The following is a 9,183-nucleotide window of genomic DNA, read 5'->3' on the forward strand; positions in this document are numbered from 1 at the left end:
TGGCGAGGGAGCTTGCTCCCGCTGGGCTGCGAAGCAGCCCCAAGATCTGCCACCGAGGTGTTCCAGGCTGACCGCATTCAGCTTGTTTGGGGCTGCTGCGCAGCCCAGCGGGAGCAAGCTCCCTCGCCACGGGTTTGTGGCGCTGGCTATTTGTGCAAGATCACCTGGGCAATCTCCTGCAACCCGATCACCCGTTGCGCGGCGTTGAGTTTGATTGCTTCCTTGGGCATGCCGAAGACCACGCAGCTGGCTTCGTCCTGGGCGGCGGTGGTGCTGCCGGCGTCGAGCATTTCCTTGAGGCCGCGGGCGCCGTCGTCGCCCATGCCGGTCATGATCACGCCCGTGGCGTTGCGGCCGGCGAATTTGGCTACTGAGCGAAACAGCACGTCCACCGATGGGCGATGGCGGTTGACCAGTGGGCCGTCCACCACTTGCACGTGATAGAACGCGCCGCTGCGGGTCACCATCATGTGTTTGCCGCCGGGGGCGATCAGCGCCAGGCCGGGGTGGATGCGGTCATTGTTGCGAGCTTCGCGCACTTCGATCTGGCACAGGCTGTTGAGCCGGGCGGCGAACGAGGCGGTGAATTTTTCCGGCATGTGCTGGACGATGACGATGCCCGGACACACCCGTGGCAGGGCGGTGAGCACCGCCTCCAAGGCCTGGGTACCGCCCGTGGAAGTGCCCAGGGCGACGATGCGTTCGGTGGTCTGCGCCATGGCGTGGCCGTTGGCGGCGGGCAACACGGCATCGGCGCTGAGTTTGGTGGCCGGCATGAGTGGGGCCGGGCGCTTGCCCAGGTTGCGAACGTTGACCTGGGCGGCCGCCCTGATCGCCGCCACCAGTTCCGGTGCCGACTCCAACAGGAAATTCTTCAGCCCGGTGGTGGGCTTGGTGATGATTTCCACCGCGCCGGCGGCCATCGCCTGCAAGCTGGTTTCCGCGCCCTTGGGCGTCAGGGACGAGCAGATCACCACCGGCGTCGGGCGCTCGCTCATGATTTTCTTCAGGAACGTGATGCCGTCCATGCGCGGCATTTCCACGTCCAGCACGATCACGTCGGGCCATTCCCGGGCCAGTTTGTCCATGGCGAAAATCGGGTCGGACGCCGCGCCCATGACGTGGATGTCCGGTGTGTCGCTGAGGATCGCCAGCAACACCTGGCGAACCACGGCGGAGTCATCCACCAGCAGTACATTGATCTTTTTTGCCATGGTCAGTGCCGGGTCCTTATCGGTTGGTGCCTGACCCATACGTCGCCGCTGAACAGGTCGAAGATGATGCTGCGGTGGCCGGTGCTGCCCATGTCCTGGGCGATCAGGTCGAGGCGATAGAGTGCGGCCATTTCCAGCGCGGCGTTGACGTTCAGCCGCGCCACATCGCCGTAGGGCACGTGGCGTTGCAGTTCAGGGAACATCTCGCCGCCGCCGAACAGCTTGAGTTGGTAGTCCTCGGGGTCGGTGTGGTGGGCCCGGGCCTGGCGGATGAACAGTTCGATGGCTTCGTCGGCGTACAGGCCGTTGAGGGTGGTGCTGCAGCGCAGCCGGCTGGGCAGCATGAAATGGCACATGGCGCCGATCTTGCGCTCGGGGTGCCACAGGGTGATCGCCACGCACGAGCCGAGGATCGTGCGCATCCGGCTCGGCGATGTGGCGAAGCGGAAATCTCCGGGGGCCAGGTAGACTTCGGTCACTGCTTTGATTGCGGTGTTCATGGCTTGCGATAAATCGAAGGCATCACCAGTTTCAACGCGTCGGACACCCCGTTGAGGCTTTCCGAATGGCTCACGATGAAGTACCCGCCGGGCTTGAGCCGGGGGAACAGGCGCGCGACCACTTTGCTTTTGGTGGGTGGGTCGAAATAGATCATGACGTTGCGCAGGAAGATCACGTCGAACTCCCCCAGCTCCGGCAAGGTGTCGTTGAGATTGACCTGGATGAAATTGACGCGATTGCGCAACGCCCTGTCGATGAGGAACGTACCTTCCTGGCTGCCGGTGCCCTTGAGGCAGTATTTCACCAGCAGCGGATGGGGCAGGGTGCGGGCGCGCTCCATCGGGTAATGCCCGGCACGCGCCTTGGCCAGCACCTGGCTGCTGATGTCCGAGCCGATGACTTCCCAGGGCGTGGTGCCCAGCCCTTCGGCCAGGGTCATGGCCAGGCTGTAGGGCTCTTCGCCCGATGAACTGGCCGCGCTCCACAGGCGAAAGGTCTTGCCTGGCGTTGCGTGGGGCAGCACGTGCTGGCGCAGGAAATCGAAGTGCTTTGGCTCGCGGAAAAAGTAGGTTTCGTTGGTGGTCAGCAGGTCCAGCGCCACCTGCAATTCGTCGGTGCGCTGGCCGTTCATGATCAGCTGGAAATACTCGCCGTAGCTGTCCAGGTCATAGTGCTTGAGGCGCTTGAACAAGCGCCCGGCCACCAGGGCTTTCTTGGCCTCGGACAGGCTGATGCCGGCGGCCTGGTAGAGCCAGGATTGAAACTGGTGGAACTCGCGATCACTGAGGGTCAGTGCGTTGGCCGTGCGTTCCTTGCAGGTGTCGGTGTTCACGGGGCATCCACTTCCAGCGCGCTTGGGCTGGCTTCTGCGAGTTGGGACATTTCGTCGATGGACAGCACGCGGTCCACTTCCAGCACGATGACGAACTTGCCATCGACCTTCGCCATGCCGCTGATGAAGTCGGCGCGGATCTTCGCGCCGAAGCTCGGTGGCGGTTCGATCTGCGAGGCCGGGATTTCCAGCACCGCCGACACGGTGTCCACCAAGAGCCCGATGTCCTGGGCTTGGCCGTCGGCGCTGGCGGCCTCGATGATTACCACGCAGCTACGCCTGCTGATCGCCGAATTCGGCCGGCCGAAACGGGCCGACAGGTCCACCACCGGCACCACCGCGCCGCGCAGGTTGATCACCCCGCGAACGAAGGCCGGCATCATCGGCACCACGGTCAGGTTGCCGTATTCGATGATTTCCTTGATGCACAGGATGCCGATGGCAAACATCTCCGTGCCCAGCATGAACGTCAGGTATTGCGCTTCTTCCTCGACCGCCAGGGCGGTTTGACGCGTGGTCGCGATGGCTCCCATGCCTGTTTCTCCTTTAAGCGAGCCGGTGTGTCAGAACCGGGTGAACTCGGATTCGTCCGGTGCGCTGGCCATGCTGTAGGCAAACGCCTTGGGCAGCGCCGGTGCCGGTGCGCGGGTTGGCTTGCGGCTGGACGAGCCTGGCGTGTGGTCCACTTTGAGCGGCTGGTTGGCCGATTTGGGCGGCGTGTCCAGGGTGAAGAAGCTCATGGCCTGTTGCAGTTGCTCGGCCTGGCTGCTCATCTCCTCGGCGGTGGCCGCCAGTTCTTCGCTGCTGGAGGCGTTCTGTTGGGTCACCTGGTTGAGTTGGGTCATGGCGGTGTTGATCTGCGCCACGCCAGCGGCTTGTTCTTCGGAGGCGGCGCTGATTTCCTGGACCAGGTCGGAGGTCTTGTTGATCGAAGGGACCATCTCGTTGAGCAGGTTGCCGGCCATTTCCGCCATGTCGACGCTGCTCGACGACAGTTCGCCGATTTCCTGGGCCGCCACCTGGCTGCGTTCGGCCAGTTTGCGCACTTCGGCGGCCACCACGGCGAAGCCCTTGCCGTGTTCGCCGGCGCGGGCCGCTTCGATGGCGGCGTTGAGCGCCAGCAGGTTGGTCTGGTAGGCGATGTCGTCGATGATGCTGATGCGCTGGGCGATTTTCTTCATCGCCACCACGGTCTGCTGCACCGACTCGCCGCCGTCGGTGGCTTCCTTGGCGGCCTTGCTGGCCATGCCGTCGGTGACCTTGGCGTTCTCGGTGTTCTGGTTGATGCTGGCGCTCATCTGTTCGATGGAGGCGCTGGTTTCCTCGACGCTGGCCGCCTGCTCGCTGGTGGCCTGGCTCATCGATTGCGCGGTGGCACTGACTTGCTCCGAGGCGCTGGCAAGGTTGTCCGCCGCGTTACGCACTTCGCCGATGATGTGCGAGAGCTTGCCCACCATGTTCTGCATGGCGTTGAGCACCATGCCGGTTTCGTCCCGGGAACCGACGTCGATCTTGGCGTTCAGGTTGCCTTCGGCCAGTTGTTCGGCGACCGCTGCGGCTTGCTTGAGCGGGCGCGAGATGATGCGGGAAATGAACAGCGCCAAGCCCAGGCCCACCAACAGCGCCGTGGCCAGCACTGCGATGATCGACAGCCGTGATTTCTCATACAGCGCCGTGCCGCGCTCGCTGGCCGCGCCGGCACCGGCGTCATTGAGCTCGACCAGTTTCTGCAGGTCGCTCACCACCAGCTCGAACCGGCGCCGGGATTCGCCCTTGAGCAGCGCATGGGCGTCGTCGGACAGGTTTTGCCGGGACAGTGCGAGCAGGTCCTTGCTGATGGCCAGATAAGCGTTCCAGTCGTTGCGAGTGGCTTCGAACAGCTGGCGGTCCTGCGCGTTGGACAGCAGCTTTTCATAGGTGTCCATGCGCGTTTCGAAACCCTTGCGCGCTTCTTCCGCTTCCTGTTCGACGGTGGTGCGTTCCTGTTCGGAGTCGGCGGTGATGTGGCGGTTCTCCTTGAGGCGATAGTTCGCCGCGTAGAAGCGCATGCCTGACGCCGCGCGCATCGAAGGCATCCAGTTTTCCCGGATCTCGGTGGTGGTGCTGTTCACCTCACCCAGTTGGAAGATGGAGAACACCCCCATGACGGCGGTCAGCGCCAGCACCACGAGAAACGAGGCGATCAGTTTGGTGGCGATTCTAAGGTCGTAGAACCATTTCATTGGGAAGTACCTCTCCATGGAATTGCCAGAGCGTCAGCGAGCAGCGGCGTGTTGAAATTGGGTCGGGGTGTAGCGGTTTTCTATCTGGGTGATCTGGGTGAGCAAGGCCGGTACGTCGAGAATCAACGCCACGGCGCCGCTGCCCAGGATGGTCGAGCCGCTGATGCCGCGCAGCGCGCCGAACAGCTTGCCTAGGGGTTTGATGACGGTCTGGAACTCCCCCAGCAAGTCATCCACCACCAACCCGGCCTTGAGTTCGGCGTAGCGCACCACCACCACGTTCTGCCGCCGCGCGGGCGGGCCTTCGTGGTTGAAGTGATCGCGCAGGTACACCAGCGGCAGCACTTCGCCACGCAGGTCGAGGTAGCCTTGTTCGCGACTGGCGAGCCCGTCGTCTTCGCTCAGCTCGATGCATTCCTGGACCATGTCCAGCGGAATGACATAGGTGGACTGGCCGATGCCGACCAGGAAGCCATTGATGATCGCCAAAGTCAGCGGCAGGCGGATGCGCACCACCGTGCCTTGGCCGGGTTGGCTGTCGAGGTCGACGGTGCCACGCAGCAGGGTGATGTTGCGCTTGACCACGTCCATGCCCACGCCACGCCCCGACAGGTTGGTGACGGCCTGGGCGGTGGAGAAGCCGGGTTCGAAGATCAGGTTGTAGATTTCCTGGTCGGTCGGGCTCGCGCCAGCGACGACCAGGCCGCGTTCCTGGGCCTTTTCCAGGATCCGGTCACGGTTCAGGCCGGCGCCGTCGTCGGCGATCTCCAGCACGATGCTGCCCGAGTCATGGTAGGCGTTGAGGTGCAGGTGCCCCTTGGCCGGTTTGCCGGCGGCCAGTCGGGCCTCGGCGGTTTCGATGCCGTGGTCCATGGCGTTGCGCAGCAGGTGCATCAGCGGGTCGCCGATTTTCTCCACCACGGTCTTGTCCAGTTCGGTTTCGGCGCCGCTGATGATCAGGTCGATGTCCTTGCCCAGTTCCTGGCTGACATCGCGCACCACCCGGCGAAAGCGGTTGAAGGTTTCGCCGATGGGGATCATGCGCAGGCGCAGGGCGCCGTCGAGGATTTCTTCCACCAGCCCGGACACCGATGAGCTGGCTTCCTGCAACGGGGCGTTGTGGCAGGTGCGGGCCAGCAGGCTGGCGCCGGCGCTGGCGATGACCAGTTCGCCCACCAGGTTGATCAATTCGTCGAGCTTGTCGGCGTTGACCCGCACATAGGCGCCGTCCTTGGCTTTGCCGTCGCGGGTTTCGGGGTGCTTGTCGGCGCAGGCCGGGACGGGCATGCGCGGCGTCTTGCGCTGGTCCGGCAGCAACTCACCGGTGGTGACCAGTGCGGTGTTTTCCTCAGGCTGTTGCGGCGCTGTGGCGACCATGCCGGTGTTCCGAGGAACTGCGTCATGGGCGACGATCTCGATGGCGCAATCCTCACGGACGAAATCGAAGACTTCGTTGATCGCACCATGGCCGGCGGCCGAGCGGAACGCGATGTCGAATCCCAGGTAGCAGGATTCGGCGTCCCAGGCGTCGAGCGATGGCATCGCGTCCGTCAGCGTGGTGATCTCGATGATCTCGCCAAGGGTCTGCAAGTAACGCAGGAATGACAGCGGGTCCATGCCGTTGCGAAACACCTCCGGGCCGAAGCGCAGGGTAATGTGCCAGAGGCGGGTTTCACCGGTCTCGGGCGCTGGAGCGTTGTCCGGTGTGGTCGGAGTGTCGGCGGGCGAGGGCGACTGGTATTCCTGCAGCACCTGGCACAACTCCATCTCGCGCTTGAGGGCTGGCGGCGTCAGCGTCCCGCCCTGGTTGGCTACCACGTTGATCAATTCCAGCATGTGGTCGCTGGACTTGAGCAGCACGGCGATCAGGCCGGCGTCCACTTCGACGCTGCCGGTGCGCAGGCGGTCGAGCACGTCTTCGACAATGTGGGTGAAGCTCACGATCGGCTCTAAGCCGAACAGCCCGGCCGAACCCTTGATCGTATGGGCCGCCCGAAAGATTGCGCCGATGGCGTCGTTGTCGGCGGGGTCGTTCTCCAGTTGCAGCAGCGATTCCTCCATCGCCTGCAACTGTTCCCGTGCCTCGGCGATGAACGTCTGTTGTGCCTGGTCGAGATTGATGCTCACGCTCATGTCCTTTGTCGTGTCGGGCGGTGGTGCTAGGCGAGCAAGTTGCACAGCTCGAGTGTTTCGCTGACGGTTTTGCTGCGAGCAGTCAGGGTCAGTTGGGTGCCGGCCTTTGGCGCTTCGCGCAGGGCGATCAGCAGCAGTTGCAGGCCGGCGCCGTCCATTTCGGTCACGTGCGACAGATCCAGCTCCATGTGCGGGGTATTGCCCAGGCATGGCAGCAATTGCGCGGCGAGGTCGGCGGCGGTGTAGATCGTCAGCTCGCCGTCGATCTGCACTTGCGCAAGATCACCCTGTGTTTCGTACAGCAGCGGCATCACAGCCTCCGGCCATCAAGGAAGAATCAACTTGGAAACCGCCGCCAGCATCTGCGCCGGCTGGAACGGCTTGACCACCCAGGCCTTGGCCCCTGCGGCCTGGCCTTCCTGTTTTTTCGATTCCTGGGATTCGGTGGTGAGCATGATGATCGGCGTGAACTTGTAGCTGGCCAGCTTCTTGACCTCCTTGACGAAGGTGATGCCGTCCATGTTCGGCATGTTCACGTCACTGATGATCAGGTGCACTTTCTGGCCATTGAGCTTGCCCAGTGCATCTTTGCCGTCGCTGGCCTCGATCACGTCATAGCCGGCGCTTTTCAAGGCGATGCCGACCACCTGCCGAACGCTCGCGGAGTCGTCGACAACCAATACACTTTTAGCCATGAACGGCTCTCCTAGAAGAAGGTGATTTCCTGTGAAGCTTGCTGCACGCCCGCGTCGCCGTGGTGATTGCGGCGTTGTTCGTCGGTGGCGTAAGTGGTTTCCATGCGTGCCAACCACTGGCGTGCATCGATGGGGGCCGTGTCGTGGGGCGATTGGCTGGCCTGCTGCATGTGCACGTGCAGGTCCGCGATGTTGTCGCGCACGTGGCTGAGGATCTGGCTGACCCGGTCCTGGAACTGCAGGCTGACCAGGACGTCGGTGAGTTCGTCGCGAATGCCGAAGCTTTCCTGTTGCAGCAGGGCGGCCGATTCGGCCAGTTGCCCGGTGACCTGCTTGAAGCGTTCCAGTACGCGCTGGATGCTGTCTTCGGAGGCCGTGACCGAATGGCTGTCCTGGTCCGCGCCGCTGGAAGCCGCCTGGACCAATTGGGTGATGGCGTTGTTGATGATGTCGACCTTGGCGGACATCTGCTGCCCGGTCTCGCTGGACTTGCTCGACAGGCTGCGCACGGCGTCGGCCACCACGGCGAAACCGCGTCCGGCTTCACCCGCACGGGCCGCTTCGATGGCGGCGTTGAGGGCCAGCAGGTTGGTCTGCGCGGCAATTGCGGCGACGTCGGCGGCCATGGTCCGCAGCTCGCCGGTGTAGGCGGTCAGGTTGCGCACCTGGGCCAGGGTTTCGTCGCGGCTGGCCTGGGTGGCTTTCAGCGAATCGATGAGCCGGACCAGCTCGCCTTCGCTCTGGGCCAGCACCTGCACGGCACCGCCGCTGCTTTGGCCGACCAGCTCACCGGCCGCCAGTTGCGAGGCTTGCACGGTGTCTTGCAGGCGAGACGAGATGCCGGTGAAGCGGTGGGTCAGCTCGACGATGGCGGTTTCAGTCTGTTGGCGTGAGCTTTCCACCTGTTTGGCCCAGATCGGCATGGCGCCGAGCACGACTTCGTTGAGCTGCGCGCTGGCCGGATGAGCGAGACGGTCGGCGGCCTGCCCGTCGTGGTGGGCCAGGGCGGCAGCCACGGCGCTTTCGAGCTGAAGACGCTGCGTCCGTGCGCCCACTATTCCGGCAGCGGTGCCGAGTACCAGCAAGCCTGCACTCAACCCGATGTTCTGCCCGTTCGCCCCGTTGACGACCAGCACGCCCACGCTCGCGACAACGGCGACGCACAGGGCGGTCCAGAGGAAGCGGGATGGGGAGGGGGCGACGGAATGACCGTGTGGATACGACGTCATGGTTCGGTCCTTGAACAGTGGTGCTAACAGGTTATTGGCGAATAACTGGTTATCTGCGACCTTTTCTCGGACTTTATGACCGGTCGTCCGCTGTCACATTACTGCAGGCATGAACCTGCACGATGCGTGGCACTGTGCTATCCCAGCGTAGACACAGTTTGGGAAATGTCGAATGCATCCGACGAAGGCATAAGCCGCGAATAAAATCCCTGTGGCGAGGGAGCTTGCTCCCGCTGGGCTGCGAAGCAGCCCCAAGATCTGCCACCGTGGTGTTCCAGGCATGACCGCATTCTGCTTGCTTGGGGCTGCTGCGCCCGAGGCGTCGGACCGACCCAGCGGGAGCAAGCTCCCTCGCCA

The 9,183-nt window shown here is 63.6% G+C and carries 9 protein-coding genes; all 9 read right to left on the reverse strand.

Annotation, left to right across the window (positions count from 1 at the left end; genetic code table 11):
• Nucleotides 1-146: 146 nt before the first annotated feature.
• The 9 genes from ACODSJ_RS24420 to ACODSJ_RS24460 are packed head-to-tail and all read right to left on the reverse strand — an operon-like array spanning nt 147 to nt 8,826.
• Nucleotides 147-1,214 carry a protein-glutamate methylesterase/protein-glutamine glutaminase gene (locus ACODSJ_RS24420; protein ID WP_489104179.1) on the reverse strand — a complete coding sequence of 356 codons (1,068 nt, stop codon included), beginning with the start codon at nt 1,212-1,214 and terminating at the stop codon, nt 147-149.
• Nucleotides 1,215-1,216: 2 nt separating this feature from the next.
• Nucleotides 1,217-1,714 carry a chemoreceptor glutamine deamidase CheD gene (cheD, locus tag ACODSJ_RS24425; RefSeq protein ID WP_489104180.1) on the reverse strand — a complete coding sequence of 166 codons (498 nt, stop codon included), beginning with the start codon at nt 1,712-1,714 and terminating at the stop codon, nt 1,217-1,219.
• Nucleotides 1,711-2,547 (reverse strand): CheR family methyltransferase, encoded by an 837-nt coding sequence (locus ACODSJ_RS24430; protein WP_489104181.1) that lies wholly within the window; start codon nt 2,545-2,547, stop codon nt 1,711-1,713. The genes cheD and ACODSJ_RS24430 overlap by 4 nt, the downstream gene beginning before the upstream one ends.
• Nucleotides 2,544-3,080, reverse strand: coding sequence for a chemotaxis protein CheW (locus ACODSJ_RS24435; protein ID WP_489104182.1), 537 nt, complete (start codon nt 3,078-3,080; stop codon nt 2,544-2,546). The genes ACODSJ_RS24430 and ACODSJ_RS24435 overlap by 4 nt, the downstream gene beginning before the upstream one ends.
• A gap of 30 nt (nt 3,081-3,110) precedes the next feature.
• Nucleotides 3,111-4,769 carry a methyl-accepting chemotaxis protein gene (locus ACODSJ_RS24440; protein WP_489104183.1) on the reverse strand — a complete coding sequence of 553 codons (1,659 nt, stop codon included), beginning with the start codon at nt 4,767-4,769 and terminating at the stop codon, nt 3,111-3,113.
• Between the two features lie 33 nt (nt 4,770-4,802).
• On the reverse strand, nt 4,803-6,896 hold the full coding sequence (locus tag ACODSJ_RS24445; RefSeq protein ID WP_489104184.1) for a chemotaxis protein CheA: 2,094 nt from the start codon (nt 6,894-6,896) through the stop codon (nt 4,803-4,805).
• Between the two features lie 32 nt (nt 6,897-6,928).
• Nucleotides 6,929-7,213, reverse strand: a complete 285-nt coding sequence (locus ACODSJ_RS24450) for an STAS domain-containing protein (protein ID WP_489104185.1) — start codon at nt 7,211-7,213, stop codon at nt 6,929-6,931.
• 15 nt (nt 7,214-7,228) lie between these two features.
• Nucleotides 7,229-7,597 (reverse strand): response regulator, encoded by a 369-nt coding sequence (locus ACODSJ_RS24455; protein ID WP_003203044.1) that lies wholly within the window; start codon nt 7,595-7,597, stop codon nt 7,229-7,231.
• An 11-nt stretch (nt 7,598-7,608) separates the two neighbouring features.
• Nucleotides 7,609-8,826: a methyl-accepting chemotaxis protein gene (locus tag ACODSJ_RS24460; RefSeq protein ID WP_489104186.1), complete on the reverse strand. Its 1,218-nt coding sequence runs from the start codon at nt 8,824-8,826 to the stop codon at nt 7,609-7,611.
• Nucleotides 8,827-9,183: the final 357 nt, after the last annotated feature.

Source organism: Pseudomonas sp. FG6 (genome assembly GCF_057809015.1).

Bases quoted from the DNA above. Each gene is read 5' to 3' on its own strand.
- ACODSJ_RS24420 (WP_489104179.1), bottom strand. From the start codon at position 1,214: ATGGCAAAAAAGATCAATGTACTGCTGGTGGATGACTCCGCCGTGGTT.
- cheD (WP_489104180.1), bottom strand. From the start codon at position 1,714: ATGAACACCGCAATCAAAGCAGTGACCGAAGTCTACCTGGCCCCCGGA.
- ACODSJ_RS24435 (WP_489104182.1), bottom strand. From the start codon at position 3,080: ATGGGAGCCATCGCGACCACGCGTCAAACCGCCCTGGCGGTCGAGGAA.
- ACODSJ_RS24440 (WP_489104183.1), bottom strand. From the start codon at position 4,769: ATGAAATGGTTCTACGACCTTAGAATCGCCACCAAACTGATCGCCTCG.
- ACODSJ_RS24450 (WP_489104185.1), bottom strand. From the start codon at position 7,213: ATGCCGCTGCTGTACGAAACACAGGGTGATCTTGCGCAAGTGCAGATC.
- ACODSJ_RS24455 (WP_003203044.1), bottom strand. From the start codon at position 7,597: ATGGCTAAAAGTGTATTGGTTGTCGACGACTCCGCGAGCGTTCGGCAG.
- ACODSJ_RS24460 (WP_489104186.1), bottom strand. From the start codon at position 8,826: ATGACGTCGTATCCACACGGTCATTCCGTCGCCCCCTCCCCATCCCGC.